Source organism: Uliginosibacterium paludis (assembly GCF_039631355.1).
In the GTDB taxonomy this organism is placed as follows: domain Bacteria; phylum Pseudomonadota; class Gammaproteobacteria; order Burkholderiales; family Rhodocyclaceae; genus Uliginosibacterium; species Uliginosibacterium paludis.
Window position 1 is genome coordinate 382483 of record NZ_JBDIVF010000001.1, and the last position, 21172, is coordinate 403654.

Annotated in this window: 17 protein-coding genes; 4 read left to right on the top strand and 13 right to left on the bottom strand. The window is 65.9% G+C overall.

The features are described from left to right. Positions 1–5 precede the first annotated feature (5 nt). From ABDB87_RS01845 to ABDB87_RS01880, 8 genes are all read right to left on the bottom strand, one after another. The gene (locus tag ABDB87_RS01845) at positions 6–1214 is read right to left on the bottom strand and encodes an RtcB family protein (RefSeq protein WP_345923567.1); all 1209 of its coding nucleotides are present in this window, start codon (positions 1212–1214) and stop codon (positions 6–8) included. A gap of 323 nt (positions 1215–1537) precedes the next feature. After that, complete coding sequence (locus tag ABDB87_RS01850; protein ID WP_345923569.1) at positions 1538–2725, bottom strand: serine hydrolase domain-containing protein; 1188 nt, start codon at positions 2723–2725, stop codon at positions 1538–1540. A 37-nt stretch (positions 2726–2762) separates the two neighbouring features. Further along, entirely contained in the window at positions 2763–4451 is a 1689-nt protein-coding gene (locus tag ABDB87_RS01855) for a methyl-accepting chemotaxis protein (protein WP_345923572.1), read from the bottom strand. Between the two features lie 165 nt (positions 4452–4616). Then, a complete protein-coding gene (locus tag ABDB87_RS01860) occupies positions 4617–5852 on the bottom strand; it encodes a pectate lyase (RefSeq protein ID WP_345923574.1) in 1236 nt (411 codons plus the stop codon). 366 nt (positions 5853–6218) lie between these two features. Beyond that, on the bottom strand, positions 6219–7220 hold the full coding sequence (gene cydB / locus ABDB87_RS01865) for a cytochrome d ubiquinol oxidase subunit II (RefSeq protein WP_345923576.1): 1002 nt from the start codon (positions 7218–7220) through the stop codon (positions 6219–6221). Then, entirely contained in the window at positions 7213–8631 is a 1419-nt protein-coding gene (locus tag ABDB87_RS01870) for a cytochrome ubiquinol oxidase subunit I (RefSeq protein WP_345923578.1), read from the bottom strand. The genes cydB and ABDB87_RS01870 overlap by 8 nt, the downstream gene beginning before the upstream one ends. Before the next feature lie 295 nt (positions 8632–8926). Continuing rightward, entirely contained in the window at positions 8927–9112 is a 186-nt protein-coding gene (locus tag ABDB87_RS01875) for a hypothetical protein (protein ID WP_345923580.1), read from the bottom strand. A 94-nt stretch (positions 9113–9206) separates the two neighbouring features. After that, positions 9207–9623: a MerR family DNA-binding transcriptional regulator gene (locus tag ABDB87_RS01880; protein WP_345923582.1), complete on the bottom strand. Its 417-nt coding sequence runs from the start codon at positions 9621–9623 to the stop codon at positions 9207–9209. Between the two features lie 29 nt (positions 9624–9652). On the opposite strand from ABDB87_RS01880, the gene ABDB87_RS01885 reads away from it, so the two are divergent. Together ABDB87_RS01885 and ABDB87_RS01890 are read left to right on the top strand one after the other, a co-directional pair. After that, positions 9653–10036, top strand: coding sequence for an EthD domain-containing protein (locus ABDB87_RS01885; RefSeq protein ID WP_345923584.1), 384 nt, complete (start codon positions 9653–9655; stop codon positions 10034–10036). A 134-nt stretch (positions 10037–10170) separates the two neighbouring features. Continuing rightward, positions 10171–11586, top strand: a complete 1416-nt coding sequence (locus ABDB87_RS01890; protein WP_345923586.1) for a hypothetical protein — start codon at positions 10171–10173, stop codon at positions 11584–11586. Between the two features lie 25 nt (positions 11587–11611). Here ABDB87_RS01890 and ABDB87_RS01895 read toward each other — a convergent pair whose 3' ends face one another. Continuing rightward, positions 11612–14212, bottom strand: a complete 2601-nt coding sequence (locus tag ABDB87_RS01895) for a diguanylate cyclase domain-containing protein (protein ID WP_345923588.1) — start codon at positions 14210–14212, stop codon at positions 11612–11614. Positions 14213–14419: 207 nt separating this feature from the next. Here ABDB87_RS01895 and ABDB87_RS01900 point away from each other — a divergent pair, with 207 nt between their 5' ends. Continuing rightward, a complete protein-coding gene (locus tag ABDB87_RS01900; protein WP_345923589.1) occupies positions 14420–15766 on the top strand; it encodes an esterase-like activity of phytase family protein in 1347 nt (448 codons plus the stop codon). Between the two features lie 281 nt (positions 15767–16047). Beyond that, the gene (locus ABDB87_RS01905) at positions 16048–18117 is read left to right on the top strand and encodes a cellulose binding domain-containing protein (protein ID WP_345923591.1); all 2070 of its coding nucleotides are present in this window, start codon (positions 16048–16050) and stop codon (positions 18115–18117) included. Between the two features lie 126 nt (positions 18118–18243). On the opposite strand, the gene ABDB87_RS01910 is transcribed toward ABDB87_RS01905, so the two are convergent. The 4 genes from ABDB87_RS01910 to ABDB87_RS01925 all read right to left on the bottom strand — a co-directional run bounded on the left by ABDB87_RS01910 (position 18244) and on the right by ABDB87_RS01925 (position 20940). Further along, positions 18244–18381, bottom strand: coding sequence for a hypothetical protein (locus ABDB87_RS01910; protein ID WP_345923594.1), 138 nt, complete (start codon positions 18379–18381; stop codon positions 18244–18246). A gap of 646 nt (positions 18382–19027) precedes the next feature. Next, on the bottom strand, positions 19028–19402 hold the full coding sequence (locus ABDB87_RS01915) for an autonomous glycyl radical cofactor GrcA (RefSeq protein ID WP_345923596.1): 375 nt from the start codon (positions 19400–19402) through the stop codon (positions 19028–19030). A 534-nt stretch (positions 19403–19936) separates the two neighbouring features. Further along, positions 19937–20176, bottom strand: coding sequence for a hypothetical protein (locus ABDB87_RS01920; protein ID WP_345923598.1), 240 nt, complete (start codon positions 20174–20176; stop codon positions 19937–19939). Between the two features lie 173 nt (positions 20177–20349). Then, entirely contained in the window at positions 20350–20940 is a 591-nt protein-coding gene (locus ABDB87_RS01925) for a YqaA family protein (protein ID WP_345923600.1), read from the bottom strand. Positions 20941–21172: the final 232 nt, after the last annotated feature.

Consider the following 21172-nt stretch of genomic DNA (forward strand, 5'->3'; position numbering starts at 1 on the left):
GATGGCTAGCCCTTCACGCAGAGAACCTGGCGAAGGGTATGCAGCACTTCGACCAGATCGCGCTGATGCGCCATGACCTCGTCGATGTCCTTGTAGGCGGCGGGAATTTCGTCAACCACCCCACCATCCTTTCGACACTCGATGCCCTCGGTTTGCGCCGCAAGATCGAAACGGTCGAATCGCCGTTTTGCTTCGCTGCGACTCATCCGCCGGCCCGCGCCATGAGAGCAGGAGCAGAAGGACTCTGCGTTCCCCAGCCCGCGAACGATGTAAGACTTCGCTCCCATGCTGCCGGGGATGATGCCCAGCTCTCCCTCACCCGCCCGGATCGCGCCTTTTCGGGTGATGAAGAGGCGCTCGCCGAAGTGCGTTTCCTGCGCCACATAGTTGTGGTGGCAGTTGATGGCCTCGTTCTCCAGCCGGAATGCCGGCAGCATCGGCCGGATGGCCTCGAGCACGAGGTCCAGCATCATCCGCCGGTTCTCCATCGCGTAGTCCTGCGCCCAGTCGACGGCAAACACATAGTCGTCGAACAGTTCGGAGCCTTCACTGAAGTAGGCGAGGTCCTGATCGGGCAGACGGGTGAAATGTCGCCGCATGTCCTTCTGCGCCGCCGAGATGAAATAGCGGCCAATCACGTTGCCGATGCCGCGACTGCCGGAATGCAGCATCACCCATACCTGCTGTGCCTCGTCGATGCACAGTTCGATGAAGTGATTGCCGCCCCCCAGCGTACCGAGCTGACAGATCCAGGTGTCGCGGAAGCGTCGCTGCATCTTCATGATGCCGGGGTGACGCGCCACAATCTGGTCCAGCCGGTCCGACAGGCGACGCGCCTTGCGCTGCAGGGCACTGCCTTTCATCTTGCTGGCAGCGTGCTGCTCGAAACCGACCGGCACAGCCGCTTCGATGCAGCTGCGGATCCGCGCGAGATTGTCGGGCAGCTCGCTCGCCTTGAGAGACAGGCGCACGGCATTCATGCCACAACCGATATCGACGCCCACCGCGGCGGGAATGATGGCCGAAGCGGTAGGAATGACGGACCCGACGGTGGCGCCGATGCCGGCATGCACGTCGGGCATCGCGGCCACGTGATGGCGCACGATGGGCAGTTGAGACACATTGAGCAACTGGGCCAGCGCCTCGTGCTCGAGATCGGACGTCCATACCTTCACCGGTACGAGGCCCTTGTTCAAAGTCATGCTGATGGGCATGGCATTTACTCCGGTAAAAACAGAAAAGCCCGGGCTGTGAAGCCAGGGCTTGCTGTTCCGACCGGAACACTTCTTCCCGCTCTCCTGGCCCGGTGCCGAAGCAACCGGGTGGAGGCACATGCCACCGCCGGCGCGTTCAGCGCTTGAGGAATTCCCTGGCAGTTGTATGGGGCATGGGTATCTCCGGAAAGAAGGGGTGAATCGGTGAAGGCCTGCACGATAAAAGGCTTGCCATTGGCATGTCAAGCGGATTTTGCTGCAGCGCACACGGCATCCTTCTGGGGAACCCAGCGGGAAGTCCTGCACGCATGAATGGCGTGCGCCTACGGCTTCTGGAATTCGGTAAAGAGTTTGTACACCGCGTCCATGTAGTCTTCCCGATAGCTGGTGAGGACGAGGATCTTTTCGGTGTCCGGCTGGATGCCGACACGCTGGCCGCCGTAACCGACCCACCAGTAACTCGGCTTGCCGCCGAAGTCCCCCACCCACATCTGGTAGCCGTAGGCCGGGAATCGCGCCCCCACGCGCTTGAGGGAGTTCTTCAACTGCGCACTGCCGGCCTCTTTCATGAACTGCTGCATGCAGGCGGAGCCCGCCTTGAGTTGCCTGAGCGAATACATCGCCAGACGTGCCCAGTCGCGACCGCTCGCACTGAAGCCCGATGCGCTCTGTGCAGCGCCGCTCTTGTCAAAAATCCAGTAGCCAGGCTGCCCAGTGCCGGCAGGCTGCCACACCGCTTCATCGAAGGCGTTGAAGAAACCACCGAGCGCATCTGCCACGATCGCCAGCGCATAGGTGTCCACCGCGTTGTAGCGAAACTCCTGTCCGGAGGGCTGGGGCTGCCCGGAAAGTGCGGTATCGCGGAGACCGTATTGACGGATGACATCGATCGACGACCTGCGCTGCTGGGCCAGATCGAGCTGCTCGCCTTCATACTGCTGGCCGGAAGAAATGGCGTCCTTCACTCCACTGCTCATCGTGAGCAGATTCCGGATCGTCGCCTCGCCCTGAACGCTTCCTGCCAGCACATCAGCATATTTGTCGGCACGGTCATCAAGCGAGGCGATCTTGCCCTGGCAGAGCAGATTGCCGATCACGAGCGCCGTGAGGCTCTTGCTCATCGACTGCGAAAACAGCGGAGACTGGCCGTCGGCGGGCGACTTGTAGCGTTCGAACACGATCCGGCCGTGATCGACCAGCAGCAGCGCGGTCGTGGCGTTGGCCTCCACCAGGCGCTCGGCCTGCTGCACGATTTTCTGCTCCGCATCGGTCAGCGTTTCACGCGGCATCAGCAGCACCGGCGTCGTGCTGGCCGGGAACACATGATTGTTCTTCTGCTTCGCGAAGCCGCCGGAATGCCGCACCGGATTCACCTCGGCAACCGCTCCTGCGGCCTGGGCCGCACCTGCCACGAGCAGCATGGCGAGCGTGAAGGCCGCACGGCAGGCGCCACCCCGGAATCCTCCGGTTGCAAGGGTGATTGCGGCAGACCGGCTGTCTGTATTCATCATGGTCGCTCCTCGAAAACCAGACTGCCGGCAGCGGCCTTCACTTCGCCACGCCGTGCGCCCGGAAACCGATCCGGAAGCCGCCCCAGTGGCGCCCGAAGACGTGGATGGGGGCGGAGATGTCGTACATGACTTCGCCGGTGTCGCGGCGGTAGGTCTGGGTCAGGAAGTCGAACTCGTGGGCGCCGCAGCGGCTGCCTACGCGGTCGTCGAAAATGCGTTTGGTGCGGTTGCCGATCATGTCGCGCGCGCGATCACCGGTCAGCGGCTGGCAGAAACGCTTGTTGTGGGTCGGGAAGTAGCCACGCTGATCGACCGCGCCGGCGTAGATGAAATAGGGGTAGCGCTCCAGCAGCGGCTCCTGGATGGTGGGAAAGAGCTCGTCGGTCAGCGTGTCGAAGGCGGTGTGGAATTTGGCCGGATCGGTGCCTTCGATGCGCCGGTAGTGCGTATCGAAAAGCTGTTCGATCGTAATGCGTTTGTCATTGACGGCACGCTCCAGGATTTCACCGACGCTCTTCGCCGCCTCGCGTGCCACGCCGGGCACTTCACCATGCTCGCGCATGGCGCGCTTGCCCTCCTCGCCGAGCTGATAGACCGACTGCACCTCGCTCATGCTGGCCGCCAGCTGCTCCAGCGTGCGCCGGTGGGAAGCGGCCACCTCGATGCGCTCGGCATTTTCCTGTGCCAGGCGCAGGATCTGCTGCACCTCGGCATCCAGCGCTTCACTGGCGGCGACCTGCCGGTCCATGTCTTCCACGATGCGCTGCACCTGATCGCGGGTGCGCTCGGCACCCGAGAAAATCGCGGTCAGCGCTTCGGCCGCGCGCTGCGTGCTGTGCGCGCCCTCCCGCGCCTGCTCACTGCCCTTGCCGATAACCTCGATGGCTTCGGCCGTGTCGTTGCGCATGCTGTCGGTGATGCCGGTAATGCCGGTCGTGACCCGTGTCGTGCGCTCGGCGAGCTTGCGGACCTCGTCCGCCACCACCGCGAAGCCACGCCCCTGCTCACCGGCACGCGCAGCCTCGATGGCCGCATTGAGTGCGAGCAGATTGGTCTGGTCTGCGATTTCATGGATCTCGGCGATCATGCTGGCGATCTGCTTGCTGCGCTCCCCCAGACGGCTCACCCGCTCGGCCGAGCTGACCGCGGTCTGCGCGAGCGATTCGATCTTTGCCTGCGCTTCGCGCACCGTGCGGTCGCCCTCCTCCGCCAGCGAGCAGGCCTGCTCGGCCAGCACACCGGCCGCAGCCACCTCGCTGCTGGCCGCCCGGACCTGCTCGCGCATGTGCAGGATCGCCTGGCTGGTCGTCTGCGCGGCAGCGGACTGTGCCACACCGGCAGCCAGCACGCCGTCGGTTTCCTTGCGCAGTACGGAGCATGAATCGCTGACGCGCTGGGCATCCTGAACGATCTTGCCGAGCACGCCCTGCATGGCCATCACGAAGCGATTGACCGCCGCGGCTGCCCGGCCGGACTCACCTTCGCCCTCGGCCACCCGGCGGGTCAGATCTCCATCCGCACTCATCGCATCCAGCACCGTGGCAATGGCGCCACTGCGCCCCAGGGTGCGCGAAAAACGGCGTGCGCCCCAGGCCCCGAGCGCGCCCACCACCGCACCGGCCAGTGGGAAACGCCCATCCAGCCCGCCATGCGCGAGCCAGCCGGCCAGCGTCACCATCACGGCCAACACCACGCCGTATGTCACCCACACACTCTTGCCTTGCATGCCGGACTCCCTGGCTTCTCAGCCGGTAACGGACGACCCCGTGCCCAGACAGGAATATCGGATGCAGCGTCGGCAAACTTGATGATCTCGGGCCGGACACCCGGCCCGAAACAAAAAGCCCGCCTGGGCGGCGGGCTCGTGTGCCTGTCAGGACAGCAGACCGGCTCAGTAAGTCCAGCTTTCCTGGATGCGGTTGACCGGTGCCGGGTCGGGGCCGTTTCCAGGGGCGATGCCGGTTTTCTTGCTGCCGCCGGTCTTGTCGATGGCAGTCACGTCGGTGGCACTCACATTGCAGGTCGTGGTGTTCCACTCCGCGCCTTTCTCGCTCGACGAACCCGAGCCCTTTTCCACGCCGGTGAAGGTGGAGCAGACCTCGATTTCGCCGTTCCAGCGCAGCAGCAGCACATTGCGCAGGGTGGCCTTGTCGGCAGGCGAGCCGTTGGAATAGGCGCTGTTCACGCCCACGATGGTCTGGTGGTTGTGGATGCGCGAATTCTCGATGATGACGGTGCGCGGACCCTTGTTGCCGGTACAGTCACCGCAGGATCGGTAGAACTTGCCACCCTTGCTCTTCCAGTTGTCGGCCACGAAGCGGGTGATGTAGAGCGTGCCCTGACCGTTATGCTGGAAGGTCTTGTCGGTGCCGAGGAATGAGCCGCCGCAGTCGACCCGCATCGTGGTGCCGGGGCCGCCCAGTGCGGTGGCGGCGTCTTCACCCACGTCTTCCCACCACACGTTGTAGACCGAGCAATTGCCCTTGCAATGCACGCCATCGGCCGCGAGGTTGCCGATCACCGCGTTGCGCAGCGAGGCGCCCTCTTCGAGCAGGAAGACCGGTGGCTGACCTTCGGCCTGGCCGCCATCGGAGAGCTGATAGCGCTTGCCGCCCGCATCGTAGGTCGTGCCGGCAGGCACGGTGATGCTGGTGGTGAGCGGCACGGTGTCGGCCGCGCTCGCATTCACATAGGCGGGGCAGCCGGGCCAGGCCGGTAGCGTGACCGTGCCGGTCACCGAAGAGCTGGCGCTGGAGGCCCTGGAGCTGCTGGAAGCCGCGGCACTCGAAGACGAGGAAGCCTTGCTCGATGAGCTGCTGCTGGCTGCGGCAGACGATGAAGACGCCGCGCTGGACGAGGTGCTGCCGCTCGGAATCGAGCACTCGTTGGTGCCACCCGCTACCTTGGTGCCGCTGCCGAAGGTCGCTTCGCTGCAGACAAAGCTGCCGGAGAGCACCTTGTAGGTGAAGCTGTCGGCGCGGCCATAGGCCACGGTGGTATTGGCTGCCACGCTGCAGGTTTTGCCTTCGGTGCAGATCGTGGTGTAGCCGGATGGCCGGTTGGCCGCCGAAGCGCTGAACGCCATGCCTGCCATCAGGGCCAGCAGGGCGAGTTTGCTGTAGTGCATGTCTGTCTCCTTCCTGGAATGGAATGGCCGTCCGGACAGGACGGTCTCTTCTTGTCAGGAGCCGTGCAATGCGCGGCCCCGGCAGAAGCCTATGACCCTGATCGCAGGCATGCCAGACAGACTGACCAAAAGCGCAGGCGACAGCCGCCGGGCGGACGTCATATGACATCCGATTCTCAGGACACCGCGTAACAACAGATCGGAACGCGGAGAGAAGCCTGTCGGTCCGCCCCAGGAGCTGGCCTGGTTAGCGCATCGCCTGCATCGCGAGGCGGATAAGACCGGTGAGCAGGCCCATCGACAGCACACCCAGCAGCCAGAGCCCGGCGAACCATGCCATGCGCATGATGCGTTTGTGCTCGCGCATCAGTGGTAGCCCGCATCCCCTGCCCTGACCTTGCCGCGAAACACCCGGTAGGCCCAGGCGGTGTAGGCGAGGATCAGGGGCAGGATCACCAGCGCGCCGACCAGCGTGAAGCGCAGGCTGCTCTCGGGCGCGGCGGCCTCCCAGAGGCTGATCGTCGGCGGGATCAGGTTGGGCCAGATGCTGATCAGCAAGCCCGCATAGCCCAGCGTAACCAGCGCCAGCGTGAGGAGATAGGGCCTGCGCTCCGCGCCCCCGCTCAGCGCCCGATGCAGTCCCCAGGCACAGGCCAGCACCGCGAGCGGCACCGGCCAGAGCCAGGCCAGTGCCGGGCCGAACCAGCGCTCGGCAATCGTGGGCTGAATGAGCGGCGTCCACAGGCTCACGCCCGCAATCACCGCCAGCAGCACCAGGTTGAATGCCGGCATCAGGCGACGCATCCGGCGCTGCAGCTCACCCTCGGTCTTGAACACCAGCCAGCCGCAGCCGAGCATCGCGAAGGTGGCGAGCAGGCCGAAGCCGGTAAAGAGGCTGAACGCGGTGAGCCAGTCGAACGGCCCGCCGGCGAACTCGCGGTCCACCACCCGGATCCCCTGGATGAAGGCCCCCAGTGCCACACCCTGGCAGAAGGTGGCGAGAATGGAGCCGCCGCTGAAAGCCAGATCCCAGAGCGGGCGGCTGCGACGCGAACGCGCCCGGATCTCGAAAGCCACGCCCCGCAGGATCAGGCCCACCAGCATCAGCACCAGCGGCAGGTAGAGCGCGGGGAACACCGCTGAATACACCACCGGAAACGCGGCAAAGAGCCCCGCGCCGCCCAGCACCATCCAGGTTTCATTGCCGTCCCATACCGGCGCCACCGAGTTCATCATCACCTGCCGGTCCGTGTCGTCGGGGAAGAAGGGAAAAATGATGCCGACGCCCAGATCGAATCCGTCGAGCACCACATACATCCATACGCCCAGCGCGATGATGGCGGCCCAGATCAGTGGCAGATCAAGCATGTCCGTCTCCTTGCGACGCGTCCTTCTCGAGCGCCGCGCCCTGCAGCGGATGACGCCCTGCCACCGCCGGCTCGCTCGAAGGCGCAGCAGGGGTTTCGTCATGCTGCGGACCGGCATGCAGCAGCTTCAGCAGGTAGTAGATGCCGGTACCGAACACCACGCAGTACACCATCACGAACAGAAACAGCGACACGCTCACCTGCTGGTGCGTGACTGGCGAGATGCCGTTGGCCGTGCGCATCAGCCCGTAGACGACCCAGGGCTGGCGGCCGACTTCGGTCGTGATCCAGCCCGCCAGCAAGGCCACCAGCCCCGCCGGTCCCATCGCCACCGCACAGCGCAGAAAGGGTCTCGACACATGGATGCGACCGCGCTGGATCAGCCACAGCCCGGCGAAGGCCAGGAGGATCATCAGGATGCCGAGCCCCACCATTACCCGGAAGCTCCAGAACACGATGGTCGAGTTCGGCCGGTCTTCCGGAGCGAACTGCTTGAGGCCCGGAATTTCGCCCTCCCAGCTGTGGGTGAGGATCAGGCTGCCCAGATGCGGTATGCGTATCGCATGACGGGTGGTTTCCGCCTGCATGTCGGGCCAGCCGAAGAGCGTGAGCCCGGTGCCGCCCCGCTCGGTCTCCCAAAGCCCCTCGATCGCCGCGATCTTTGCCGGCTGATGCGTCAGGGTATTAAGCCCCAGCGCATCGCCCACCAAAGCCTGCATCGGAGCGAGTGCGCACAGTGCGATGATCGCCATCCGCAGCGAGATCCGCATCGGCCGGTGCTCGCGCTGGCGCAGCAGATGCCAGGCTGATGTGGCCGCCACCAGCAGCATCGACGCGATGAACACGGCGAGCGCCATATGCAGGAAGCGGTGCGGAAACGAGGGGTTGAACACGATGGCCATCCAGTCCTCCGGCACCACGCGGCCCGCCTCGATGCGGTAGCCCGCGGGCGTCTGCATCCAGCTGTTGGACGACAGGATCCAGAACATCGAGATCACCGTGCCCGCGGCGACCGCCAGCGTCGCCGCAAAATGTGCACGCGCGCCAACCCGCTGCCAGCCGAACAGCATCACGCCCAGAAACCCGGCCTCGAGGAAGAAGGCGCTCAGCACCTCGTAGGTGAGCAGCGGGCCGGTGATGCTGCCGGCAAAGTTAGAGAACGCGCTCCAGTTGGTGCCGAACTGATAACTCATCACCACGCCCGACACCACGCCCATCGCGAAGCACAGCGCGAACACGCGGGTCCAGTAGCGGCAGAGCGCGAGATACACCGGGTCTCCGGTCTTGAGCCACAGCCCTTCGAGCACCGCGATGAAGCTCGCGAGCCCGATCGTGATCGCCGGAAAAACGATGTGGAAGGACACCGTGAAGGCGAACTGGATCCGCGCGAGATCAAGCGTGGAGAAATCCATCACCGCGCGCTCCGCGTGGCGGGCTCGGCGCACCAGGGCGCACACTGTGAAAGGCTCACCGCAAACTCCTCTGCCCGGGGCCGCGCGCCCGGGGCACCGGGCAGGCATCAGGCATCCGCTGGGCAGCGTGCCTGACGCCCCGGGGCCGGCAAGCCGCGTGCCCGCCGGCAGCCGGGCAGCCCCGTCTGCCATCAGGTGAGGTGCAGCGCCAGGCGACGAGGAAAGGGAGGACAGATCGCCCGGCCGATGATTCTGGCGGCACCGGCAGCGCGTTCAGGATCGCGCCGCCTGCGCTTCAGGCGGGTTTGGCCGGGGCGGGTGTGCCGACCGGCTCGGGAGCCAGTGCGGCGCCAGGATCTTCTTCGCCCGCCACCGACTCGGTCGCCAGATCGATGGGGTCTTCGCTGGCCGGCGGCTTGCCGGTGTCGTGTTGCCGGCCGGGGCGGGGCGTGGATTCGGGGCGGGGTGGTGAATGTGTCATGTCGGCTCCTTGGTGTCCGCAGGCCCCGCCGGACCAGCGGGATCTTTCAGCATAGCGGTCCGGCCGGACGGCTGCGCCAGCGGATCCGGCGCCTTCAGCGCAGTGCGGCAAGCAGCGCGACCAGGGCCTCGCGGCTGTCACCGAGCCGGGCAATGCGTTCATCGAGTTCGGTGAGTGTCTGCTGCAGGCGCTCGCGCAGCGCCGGGCAGGCCCTGAAGGCGGTCGTACTCCCCTCGGCACAGGGCAGCAGGGTCGCAAGGCGATCGAGCCGCAAGCCGGCCGCGTTCAGGGCGAGGATGCGGCGCACGATGACGCCAGCATCTTCGCCATAGCAGCGGTAACCCGCTGCGGTCCGGGCCGGCGCGAGCAGACCGAGCGACTCGTAATGTCGGAGCATGCGGACGCTCACCCCGGTGCGCTTCGACAACTCCCCGATCCTCATCTCCCGCCCCTCCCCCTGTCCTCCTGCCGGCGCGGGCTTGACCCTCACACCGGTGTCAGGCTCCAGCATGCACGCTCTTCCTCGCAGGAGCCACGCCAATGATCAAACTCGTGATGTGTGTCCGCCGCCAGCCTCAACTGAGCCGCGAAGCCTTCGACCAGTACTGGATCGGCACGCATGCCGGCCTGGTCCGCCAGCATGCCGCCACCCTGCGCATCGTGCGCTATGTGCAGAATCCGCCCCTGCCCCGGCCCGAAGTGCAGCAGGCCCTGCAGAGCGCGCGGGGCACGCTGCCGGCGGACTTCGACGGCTTCGGCGAGCTGTGGTGGGCATGCTCGCTCGAAGAACTTGCCGCGCTGCGGCAAAGCCCGGAAGGCGCGGCCGCCCTGCCCGTGCTGATGGACGACGAACGCCGCTTCGTCGACCTCTCTCGCTCGCTGCTGTGGTATGCCACCGAGCGCGAAATCATTCCGGCGTCATGAGCCCGCCACAGCATGGCTGACACGGCAGGCCACCGGTCGGGCGGCGCAGGCAGCCAGACGTCAGCAGCGGCTGACAGCGCCGGGCGGCGGCCGACCTATCATGCAGCCATCCCCGACTCCTCAGCAAAGGCCGCATGATGAACCGATGCTCACTCTGGCTCGTGACACTTGCCCTCGGCGCCTGTGCCAGCCTGCCGCGCCCGGCACCCCGTCCCGCCGGCAGCCTGCCCGGTACGCTGGCCACCCGGGTCGAAGTGCGTCAGCGCCCCGGCGGCCCGGTCAGCCTGCAAACTGCCGATGTGCTGGACCCGGCTCGCGTGCCCCGTCTGCCCGCCGACCGTGTTGACGAATGGGGCGGGACGCTGGAGCTGCCGGCCGAGCGGAGTAGCGGATTCTTCCGCCTGCAGAAGACCGGCGCGCGCTGGTGGCTGATCGATCCGCAGGGTCAGCCTTTCATCCATGTCGGCGTGGTGGATGTGCGCCCCGGCACATCGGAGGCGGCCCGCGCGGCCTTCGCCAATCGCTTCGACTCGATGCAGACCTGGGCGCAGCAGAGTGCGCAATGGCTGCGCGATCAGGGCTTCAACGGCACCGGCGCCTGGTCAGACAGCACGCAGCTGGGCCGCAGCGGACCGAAACTCGCGCAGGCGCGGATCGTGAATTTCATGAGCGACTTCGCCAAATCACAAGGCAGTACGCATGTGGTACCGGGCCACACCGCTTACCGCTCGGACGCGATTCCGGTATTCGATCCGGGCTTCGAAACCTTCGCCAACGACTATGCCCGCCGGTTGAGCCCGGAGGCGGACAACCCCGCCGTGCTGGGCTGGTTTTCCGACAACGAGTTGCCACTGGGCGAACGCACGCTCGACAACTTCCTGAAGCTGCCCGCCGGCGACCCGAACCTTGCCGCCGCCCGCGCCTGGCTGGCCGCGCGCCAGCAGCGGCGCGAGCCGGACCTCTCCGCGATCACGCAGGAAGACCGCCTGCGCTGGGCGGGTCATGTATATGACACCTATGCCGGCATCGTCAGCCGGGCGATCCGCCATGCCGACCCGAATCACCTCTACCTCGGCTCGCGCTTTCATGGCGCCGAGCTGCGCAATCCGCATGTATTCGAAGCCGCCGGCCGGCATCTGGACGCGATCTCGATCAACTACTACCGCACCTGGACGCCGGACGCGGCCCTCATGGCGAACTGGGCGGCATGGTCGGGCCGGCCGCTGCTGATCACCGAGTGGTATGTGAAAGGCGAGGACAGCGGGCTGCCCAACTCCACCGGCGCCGGCTGGGTGGTGCCGGACCAGGCCGCCCGCGGCGCCTTCTACCAGCACTTCGCCCTGCATCTGATGGCCAGCCGCATGGTGGTGGGCTGGCACTGGTTCCGCTACCTCGACAATGACCCCGCCGACCCGAAGGCCGAGCCCTCGAACCTGGATGCCAACAAGGGTTTCTTCGACCTGGCCTACCGGCCCTACCCGGCGCTGACAGAAGCCGCGCGCAGCGTGAACCTGCACAAGTACGCGCTGATCCGGGCACTCGATCGCTGAGCGGACCGGGCCCGCGACGCGGCGCTCAGCCGCCCTCGGGGTCACGCATCTGCCCGCCCCGGTCGAGAAACACCAGGCGGTTCTTGCCGCTGCGCTTGGCCCTGTACATGGCCTGGTCGGCCCCGGCGAGCAGGCCTTCAGCATCTTCGACTTCGTCCTGCGGAAAAAGGCTGACGCCGATGCTGGCCGACACCTGGAGCAGGATGTCGTCAATCAGAAAGGGGCGCGAGGCTTCGGCCAGCACACGTTCGAGCACATGCAGGATGTCGGCCTGCTTCGCCTGATCCGGCAGCAGGATCACGAACTCGTCCCCACCCAGACGCGCCAGGGTATCGCCCTGACGCAGCACCTGCGCAAGCCGCGACGCCATGCTCACCAGCAGCCGGTCGCCCATCGCATGGCCGTGCCGGTCATTGACCGCCTTGAAGCCATCCAGATCGAGATAGGCCAGGGCGAGCGCGCGCCCGCGCTGGCGCGCTTCCGCCATCGCCGCCGCGAGCCGGGTGGCAAGCAGCGCGCGGTTCGGCAGCCCGGTGAGGCTGTCGGTATTCGCCAGGTCCTGCAGCGCGCGCTCGTTTTCCTTGAGCGAGGAAATATCCGAGAAGAGCGCGACGTGGTGAGTCACCTTGCCCGCCTCGTCGCGCACCACGCTGAGCGTGAGCTGCTGGGGATAGCGTCTGCCGTCGCGATGGCGGACCATGATCTGGTCGCGCCAGAATCCATGCCGGTGAAGCGTACGGATGATCTCGGCAAAACGCGCATCGCTGGTGTCCTCCGCCGAGAAGAGGCGGTCATTGCGACCGATGAGCTCGGCGCGCCGGTAACCCATGATCTCGCAGAGCGCGTCATTGACTTCCTGCACCGTGCCGTCGGGCGTGGTGATCGCAATGCCCTCGGCGGCATGATGAAAAGCTTCCGAATAGAGCCGCAGGCGGGCTTCGGCGCGCTTGCGCCCGGAGATGTCGCGCACCGTGCCGAAGCGGAACTTCTCGCCGCTCCACGCTACGCCACAGGCCCCGATCTCCACGTCGAACTCGCTGCCGTCGCGCCGCCGGTGACGGGACTCGATCAGCAGATGATCCGCCCCGCCCGCGCCGACAATGCGCCGCAGCTCCTCTGGCGGAAAACGCGCATCCCAGTCCGTCACGTTGAGGCGCAGCATTTCTTCGTCGCTGTAGCCCAGCATGTCGCGAAAGGCGGAGTTGTATTCGATCAGGTCACCGTTGAGCCGCATCAGGAAAATGCCGTCACGCGTGCGCTCCAGCGCCAGCTGGTAGCGCTCCACCTCCCGCTCCAGCAGCTTCTGCTGCTGCATGAGTTCGGACACGTCACGGCACAGCACGAAGCGGGCCGGCAGGCCATTCCACTTGCCGGCCATGAGGCGGAGCTCGACCGGCAGCATCTCGTCGTGGTCGCTTTTCAGCGCGCAAGGGCAGCCGGTATCCTGCGCCAGCGCCGCAGCGCGTTCCAGCACGCCGGCGTCCGCGTCATCAAGCAGGGAGGCAAAGGGCTGCTGCAGGAGGGTGCTGGCCCGCATGCCGAGGCGGTGCCGCGCACTCCGGTTGAAGTGAATGACCCGACCCTGATCATCGAGCACGAACAGGAAGTCACTGACCGCGTCGAAGAGCGCGCGGAAGTTCCGCTCGCGGCGGCCCAGCGCATGCGCACCGAAAGACAGCATCGCGATCAGCAGGATGTTGATGCCGCTGTCGGCCATCGCATGCCACAACCAGCGATCGAGAATCTCGGCACGCGAGCGCGAGGCCGCCACATAGAAGGGATAGGTTTCCAGCCGGTGATAGGCCGTCACCCGCGTGACCCCATCGACCGGCGAACGCAGTTCGGGCAGCAAGCCCTTGCGACTGCCCGCCCGAAGCTCGTCCGCCAGCCGGTAGGCAACGCCACGATCCAGCGTGCCCTCCTGGGGCGGCACGCGCACGAGCAACCGGGTGTCGTCGCTGCGGCGCAGGGCAATCACGCTGCCGTCGGCCGGGCGCACCGCTTCGAACAGCCCGGCCACCCGATCGAGCCGGATCACCGCGGCCACCTGCGCAATCACTTCGCCATCGGCCGCGCGCACCGGCAAGGCAGCCACCAGCATCGGCTGGTCCCGGGTCATCAGCACGCCGGAAAACCACAGCACATCGTCCGGCGATTCTCCGAGTTTCCGTAGCACCTCACCAACGGCCTGGCCGACAGCCTCTCCGCGCACGCGCACCAGAGGCTCGCCCTTCGCATCGGTCACCATCATGTCGGCAAGTTCGTCGAAGGAAGCCACGCACTGGGCAAGACCGGTGCGTGCCCATTCCTGCAGGCTCAGGCTGTGGTCAGTGCGATCCGCGAGACGCGGCAGCACCGGCCCCACACCCTGCAGGCTCTGGCGCGTGCTGCGGGTGCAGGCGTCAATCGGGCGCAGGGTCGCGTCCAGCCGGGAAGCCAGCGTTGCCGACAGGCCGCTCAGGCTGTCGGCCGCCTCTTCCAGCGCATGCTCATGCGATGACCACAGATGCACCACGCTCTGCAGGATCAGGCAGGCAATCCCGAGGCCCATGACGAGCGAGAGCACGCCGGCAGGCGCCAGACGGGCGGACAGCAGGCGGCGGATGGGCTTCGGGGGCGCGGACATGGGCACAGCAGGCGCAGGAGGCAGACATTGCGGGATTCTTCGGATTTCCGGCGCCGGACTTGAGTCGGGGTTTGCCGGGGCATGCCTGGTCCGGGCCGGTCCGGCAGCACTGAGCCGGCCGCAAACGCCCCTGCAGACAGCCCGATCATCTGGCTGTCATGACGCTCGCGTAAAAGGACGGGTTTTCCACTACGAGGAGAATCCGTGATGCGTTCCGCCCTGTTCCTGATCCTGGCCGGCCTCGCGCTGCCTGCCTGTGCCGATGAGCCGGTGGCCTACCCGGCCACGCTTGCCGGTCACCTGGTCATGCCGGCGCAGCGTTTCATCGCGGCACCGGCCGATGCACCGGCCGACCTTCGCGTCAGCGGCAAATTCACCACCGGCGTGCGCGTCGAAAAGCCTGGCAGCGTGGAGGGCAAATCCGGTGGCCGCCCGACCGGCGTCTCCCTGCCCTTCAAGGGCCAGCCGGTGCAGGGGCATTCCGGCATCCGCCACATGAAGGATGGCAGCTACTGGGTGCTGACCGACAACGGCTTCGGCGCAAAGGCCAACTCGCCCGACAGCATGCTCTACCTCAATCACTACCGCTTCGACTTTGCCGCCAACAAGGCCGTGCATCTCAAGACGGTATTCCTGCACGACCCGGACCGGCGAATCCCCTTCCGCATCGTGCATGAAGACACGAAGACGCGTTACCTCACCGGCTCCGATCTGGATACCGAAAGCTTCCAGTTCGCCGGTGGCGCCTTGTGGATCGGCGACGAATTCGGGCCCTGGCTGGTGAAGGCCGATCTCTCCGGCAGGGTGCTGGCGGTGTTCGACACCCTGGTCGAGGGCAAGCCGGTGCGCTCGCCCGACAATCCCGCAGTCAGCTCGCCCGGAGCGCCGAACCAGACCCCGAGCTTCGAGGTGCGACGCTCCAAGGGCTTCGAAGGCATGGCGTCCTCGCCCGATGGCTCGAAGCTCTACGCGCTGCTGGAAGGCGCGCTGTGGAATGCCGAGGCGAAGGACTACGAGAAACTTGAGGGCCGCGAGTACCTGCGCATCCTGGAGTTCGATGTGGCAAGCGAACGCTGGACGGGCCGCCACTGGAAATATCCGCTGGAACAGAACGGTTTCGCGATCGGTGACTTCAACATGATCGACGCTACGACCGGCCTCGTCATCGAGCGCGACAACGCCGAAGGCACGCTCACCCGCGCCTGCCCGGCGGATGCGACAGACACCAGCCGGTGCTTCAGGGAGCCGGCGAAGTTCAAGCGTGTCTACAAGATCGAGCTCACTGACGCGAACGCCGGCGGCCCGGTGCGCAAGATCGGCTACCTCGACCTGATGGCGATTGCGGACCCGAAGCATCTGGCGCGCAAGCCGCTCGATAGCGGCGTGCTGAGCTTCCCCTTCTTCACGATCGAGAACGTGGACGTGGTGGATGCCGATCACCTCATCGTCGGCAACGACAACAACCTGCCCTTCTCCAGCAGCCGCGAGCCGAACAGGGCGGATGACAACGAGTTCGTGCTGATCGAGGCGAAGGACTTCCTGCGCGCGCGCTGAGCGGGTGTCAGCCCCCGGCCGCCAACATGGCAGCTGGGGGCCTGCTGCACGAAACGCCTGCCCTGCCTCAAAGGGCGGGACTCACTTTTCAAGCTTCTGTCATTTCTGCCGATCCGCTTGCCACTCGTCCGCCGCTATGCCGGATGCATCGGCTGTCACACGGGATTACCGGCGCCAGCCCCCAGGATACCGCCACGCCCGGACCAACGCATGGCGCGTCACAGGTGTGCAACACGACACACCGGAGCGCTGACCGGGAGATTCCTGGAGATCGAGAGAACATGACCATCAGAATCGCAGTCAAGACTGCGCTCGGCGCGCTCGCGCTGGGCCTGGCATCGGCCGGCAGCGCCTGGGCACAGACCAGCGCCGTCGAAGTGAGCTACCGCATTACCAGTGACTGGAGCAGCGGCTTCTGCGGCGAGATCACCGTCCGCAACCCCGGCACCCGCCGCATCGATGGCTGGAGCGGCAGCTTCACGCTGCCCGACAGCCGTGTGAACCAGCTCTGGAACGCCAGCTGGTCGCAAAGCGGCAGCACGGTGAGCCTCACCGGGATGGGCTGGAACCAGAGCATCCCGGCCAACAGCAGCATCAGCTCGCCCGGCTTCTGCGCCACGCGTGGCGCCTCCGCATCAAGCGCATCCTCCAGCGCGTCGCGCGCCTCGTCCTCTGCCACATCGTCGGCACGGGCGTCGTCGTCAAGCGCCTCGGTCGCCAGCAGCGCGTCGTCCGCACGTTCCTCGGCCGCCTCCAGCGTGGCCTCTTCGCGCAGCAGCTCGGTGGCCAGCAGTGCTGCGGCCTCGAGCCGCGCGTCTTCGTCCTCGCTGGCGTCTTCGTCGCTTGCTTCGTCCTCGCGCGCCAGCGTGTCGTCTTCCACCGCGTCGTCCGCCGCCAGTTCCTCGGCTGCCTCGTCCGCAGCGTCAAGCAGCACCGCAAGCTGCAACGCCTACACCTGGCCGAAGTACACGCCGGACCTGAACTACGACATGAAGACGGACACCACCAATGCCACGGTGAATCCCGCCACCTTCAAGGTCTTCCTCGGCTGCAACGCAAGCCAGGTCGCCGGCTATCGCACCTCGGGCCGCTTCGCCTTCATCTGGGGCAAGAACCGCAACCCGGCGATCACCGATGCGCATATCGACGCCCTGCTCAAACACATGAACACCGATGCCGACTACATCCACAACGTGATGGGCTGGCCGGTCGACAAGCTCCAGCAGAACGGCTACTTCAGCAACATCTATCTCTACGGTTCGGGCCTGTGCACCGACAGCGCCAGCAACACCGAAAAGGGTGGCTGGCAGAGCGGCCTGGGCGGCTATCCGATGGTGCTGCTGTCCTACTACCCGGTCGTGAGCGCGAGCGAGTACAACGGCGTGACGCATGAATACATCCACGCGATCATGGCCAGCATGGGCAACAAGGCCGCCTGGTTCAACGAAGGCTCCAACACCTGGCTGCAGATGACGATGACGGGCAACCGCACCGGCTCGCGCGGCGTGGGCTTCCTGGATGCCACCTCCTTCCTCGCCCCGCACATGCCGATCGAAAGCTACAGCGGCTGGCTGCAGGACGGCAGCTTCGGCGGCCCGAATGCCGAGGGCGTGAACATGACAAATGCAAGCGGCCAGCAGATCGGCACCTGGCGCGAGTATCTCGGCGGCAACCAGTACAACGCGGCCTTCTCGCACTTCATCGCGCTCTACCTCTCGAAGGGTTCGAACGCCTGGATCTGGAAGAAGGGCACGCAGAACCATGTGGTGCGTTCGCTCTCCGAAGGCCTGGGTGACGCCCAGACCCGCCGCCTGGTGACCGAGTACCGCGCGCGTGAAGCGATGGTGGATTTCGGTGAATGGACCAATGGCTTCAAGGTACCCATCAACGACAACTGGGGCCGCACCATCAGCTCGGAAGGCTCGGGCGGCGGCATCTATCGCGCCACCTCGCACAAGCTGAGCTTCTACGCCGCCACCACGCAGAACGGCAACACGCTGATCCCGGCCACCGACACACTGCCGGGCTGGACCGGTGCCAATCAGATTCCGCTGAAGGTGAGTGGCAACAAGGTGCGGGTGAACTTCCAGCCGCTGGGCAACAACATGCGCTTCCAGCTGGCCTACCGCGCGGCAGACGGCACGGCGGTCTACAGCGAACCGGTGGAAAGCGGCGAATCCTGCCTCGATCTCAGCAAGGCGCCGAAGAACGGCGTGGTCGTCGGTATCGCGACCAGTACGGACTACGTCTACAACGGCGAGACCACGCGCAAGGCGAAGTACGACTACCGCGTGCATCTGCTCGAAGGCGTGAGCGGCACCGCCCCGCTCTACGACAAGTACTACCAGTAACACCGCCTGATCCGCGGCCGGGTTCAGCCATCCGGCCGCAGACATGACAAGCCCGCCGTTCGGCGGGCTTTTTCCATCCGTTTTCGCGGGCAGCGTGCAGGCACGCCCTCATCCGCGAATCCCGGATCAGTGCTTGCGATCCTGCTCCTGGCGGCGACGCAGCTCGGCCAGACGATGTTGCACCCACTGGTCGTGAATCATGCGGCCCACTTCGGCGGCGGAAATCGAACGGGCCTGACGGCTCTGGTTCTTGTCGGCATTCATGATGTTCTCCTTGAACAAGGTGAGAAGACTGGCGCAACAGGCGCCAGAAGATGGATGGGCACACATGCCGGAGCATGAGGGCCACACCGGAAACGAAGACAGACAGCGACATGCCGAAAGCATGAAGCCGGAAAACGGGGAAGACAGGAGGAGCTTGCGAAAGACGCGTGGGGCCGGCACAGCCGGGCGGCAGGCGACGGCCTGCAGAGTTCTGCTACGCCGGGAAAGGGCACAGACGGCGCGCTGGGAAAGACATCCGGACAAACCGCCTGCGAGTTGGCGATCGTCATTCCGGAACAAACTGGCATGATCCTGACAATGATTCCTGAAAACTGGACAGCGCCTGCAGTGCGGCGTGTCAGGTCTCGCTGCAGGCAGGAAAGAGCCTATGCCTCGACGCCGGAGGATGCAATGCCGGAGATCAGAACCGGACGACCCGGCAGACAGAACGAGCGGCTCCCGGGCGGCCGCCAGGCCGCGGCGCCGCAAGGGATTGCGCCCCGGCAGACCGCCACCGCCCGCCTGCCAGATCGAATCGTTGCAATCTGCTTCGGCGCACGCCGATGCTGCGCCCGGGCATGAAAAAGCCCGCACGAGGCGGGCCTGTCAGCTTGCCGGATCCACCCCGGCAGGCGCTGCGACGCAATCAGAGCGCCGAATGGAAAGTACGGTTGATCACGTCGAGCTGCTGCTCCCGGGTGAGCTTGATGAAGTTCACCGCATAACCGGAAACGCGGATCGTGAGCTGCGGATACTGCTCGGGATGCGCCATCGCGTCGCGCAGCGTCTCCTCGGTCAGCACATTGATGTTCACATGGAAGCCGCCGTGCTTGATGCCCTCGCCTTCCACGCCGACCATGCGGCGCTGCTGGATGTCCAGCTCGCTGACCGGCAGCACGTCGTCCGCCGCGATGAATGCGTTCTCGCGGATCGTGACACAACGCGCCTGGATGCCGTCAGACAGCCAGATCGAATTGACGAGATGAGGTTTGGCGGAAGCCAGAATCTGGAAGCCCTGCATTGTTTTTTCTCCATCAGGAAGCGGTTTTTCTCGCGCAGCCGGCGCCGGGGAAGCGCCCTGCCGCAGTCTTGATCCTGACAGAGCGTGCCGCGCGGGACAACGCGCGCGACGCCTTCACATGACCCAGCGCAGAAAATCCGCAGCGCGCGCCACCGCCCGGCCCGACAGTGGTCCTTCCACGACAGGTGAGCACCCTTTCCGCGCATCCCGCGCAAGCGACCGTCCGGTCAAGAAAACTCAAATCCGCCGGGAAGCCTTAGAGCCATTCAGCCCCCGCTAAACCGCAGTTCATCGAATGACACTCGCATCAGGAACGAATCCGCACCAGACTCCCCGATCAAGGACCTCGACATGAAAAGCGTGTTCCCCGCCAGGCTTGCCCTGGCTGCGCTGCAAGGCGCACCGCCTGCCGGGCACAGGTTTCATGGCCCGTTCATGATACGGGTGCGCAACGCCTGGCCAACACTTTAAGAGGGTAGCCACCTTTTGTGGCAACGGGCATGCGCCGCGGTGGCATGCCCGTTTTTTTTCTTTTCAGATCGCTGCGTCTGCGGTGCAGATCACGAAATCCGCGGTGAAGGGCGCATCGGCCAGCTTGCGGCCGTATTCCACGATCCAGTTCTGCTCTGCAATCTCGTCGCGGAAGCGCTGCCGGTAAGGCGCAGCGATCTCCGCCAGCAAGTGGCTCTCGATCACGGTAGCCACATCGTCATCCCGCACATAGCGGTAATGCAGCATTCCCCCGCGAAGCTTCGTCAGCACTTCGTCTGCCATGCCTGCCTCCTTGCGATCGCCTCGCCGGTGCGCCGGCGCGTCTGCCGACCGGCCCCTGCCGATCCGGCCCGCGAGCGGTCGATGAAGCGATCATGCAAGCCCTGCCCGGCAAGGGCTTTGCGCTCACGCAAAGACCGGCCCGGAGCGGGCATGGGGGATTACACCAAGCCGGCTCAGGCCTGAGCACCCAGCGACCAGAGCGCGGCGCCCGAGGCGATCAGCGCCACCGTGGCCCAGCCGATGCGATCCACATAGCGGTGCAGGAAGGCTTCCATGCGCGGCCCGCCCCAGGCCATCAGCGCGGCGACCAGGAAGAAGCGCAGGCCGCGTCCGACCAGCGAGGCCAGCGTGAAGGGCAGCAGCGCCATCGACAGGGCGCCTGCCGCCACGGTGAAGACCTTGTAGGGAATCGGCGAGAAGCCCGCCACGAACACCGCCCACACGCCCCAGCGGCTGAACCATTCCACCGCGGTCTGATAGGCCGGCCAGTAACGGCTCTGCTCCAGCCAGGGCAGGATCGCGTCGGTCGCGAAGTGACCGATGGCATAGCCGAGCAGGCCGCCTGCCACCGAGGTGAGTGTCGTCAGCAAGGCCAGTTGCCAGGCGCGCTGCGGAGCAGCCAGGCACATCGGCGCCAGCATCACGTCCGGTGGCACCGGAAAGAAGGAGGATTCGGCAAAGCTCAGTGTGCCGAGATACCAGCGGGCGTGGCGATGACGCGACCAGGCCATGGCGCGCCGATAAAGGGGGGAGAAGAGTTTCATTCGGATACCTGGAAAGACCGCAAGCACACGCGGCCTGTGCCGCATGTCCGGGCGCATTCGACCGGCAGGCACGCAAAAGATTCCGCGGGGCCGCGCAGCCCCTTGTCTGCCGCCCGCCCCGCGCAAGCCTGCAAGCCCTGCAGCCTCGTCGCCGGCACCTGGACAACGGGGTAAAAAAGTCGGTGCGCCGGCTTCTTGATCTGCGCGCTTCGCGCATCCGGACGGCTCATGC

Excerpts from the sequence above, each read along its gene's own strand:
- ABDB87_RS01845 (WP_345923567.1), bottom strand. The coding sequence starts at position 1,214 with ATGCCCATCAGCATGACTTTGAACAAGGGCCTCGTACCGGTGAAGGTA.
- cydB (WP_345923576.1), bottom strand. The coding sequence starts at position 7,220 with ATGCTTGATCTGCCACTGATCTGGGCCGCCATCATCGCGCTGGGCGTA.
- ABDB87_RS01900 (WP_345923589.1), top strand. The coding sequence starts at position 14,420 with ATGCGTTCCGCCCTGTTCCTGATCCTGGCCGGCCTCGCGCTGCCTGCC.
- ABDB87_RS01855 (WP_345923572.1), bottom strand. The coding sequence starts at position 4,451 with ATGCAAGGCAAGAGTGTGTGGGTGACATACGGCGTGGTGTTGGCCGTG.
- ABDB87_RS01915 (WP_345923596.1), bottom strand. The coding sequence starts at position 19,402 with ATGCAGGGCTTCCAGATTCTGGCTTCCGCCAAACCTCATCTCGTCAAT.
- ABDB87_RS01910 (WP_345923594.1), bottom strand. The coding sequence starts at position 18,381 with ATGAATGCCGACAAGAACCAGAGCCGTCAGGCCCGTTCGATTTCCGCC.
- ABDB87_RS01850 (WP_345923569.1), bottom strand. The coding sequence starts at position 2,725 with ATGATGAATACAGACAGCCGGTCTGCCGCAATCACCCTTGCAACCGGA.
- ABDB87_RS01905 (WP_345923591.1), top strand. The coding sequence starts at position 16,048 with ATGACCATCAGAATCGCAGTCAAGACTGCGCTCGGCGCGCTCGCGCTG.
- ABDB87_RS01885 (WP_345923584.1), top strand. The coding sequence starts at position 9,653 with ATGATCAAACTCGTGATGTGTGTCCGCCGCCAGCCTCAACTGAGCCGC.
- ABDB87_RS01870 (WP_345923578.1), bottom strand. The coding sequence starts at position 8,631 with ATGGATTTCTCCACGCTTGATCTCGCGCGGATCCAGTTCGCCTTCACG.
- ABDB87_RS01860 (WP_345923574.1), bottom strand. The coding sequence starts at position 5,852 with ATGCACTACAGCAAACTCGCCCTGCTGGCCCTGATGGCAGGCATGGCG.
- ABDB87_RS01875 (WP_345923580.1), bottom strand. The coding sequence starts at position 9,112 with ATGACACATTCACCACCCCGCCCCGAATCCACGCCCCGCCCCGGCCGG.
- ABDB87_RS01925 (WP_345923600.1), bottom strand. The coding sequence starts at position 20,940 with ATGAAACTCTTCTCCCCCCTTTATCGGCGCGCCATGGCCTGGTCGCGT.
- ABDB87_RS01880 (WP_345923582.1), bottom strand. The coding sequence starts at position 9,623 with ATGCTGGAGCCTGACACCGGTGTGAGGGTCAAGCCCGCGCCGGCAGGA.
- ABDB87_RS01895 (WP_345923588.1), bottom strand. The coding sequence starts at position 14,212 with ATGTCCGCGCCCCCGAAGCCCATCCGCCGCCTGCTGTCCGCCCGTCTG.
- ABDB87_RS01920 (WP_345923598.1), bottom strand. The coding sequence starts at position 20,176 with ATGGCAGACGAAGTGCTGACGAAGCTTCGCGGGGGAATGCTGCATTAC.
- ABDB87_RS01890 (WP_345923586.1), top strand. The coding sequence starts at position 10,171 with ATGATGAACCGATGCTCACTCTGGCTCGTGACACTTGCCCTCGGCGCC.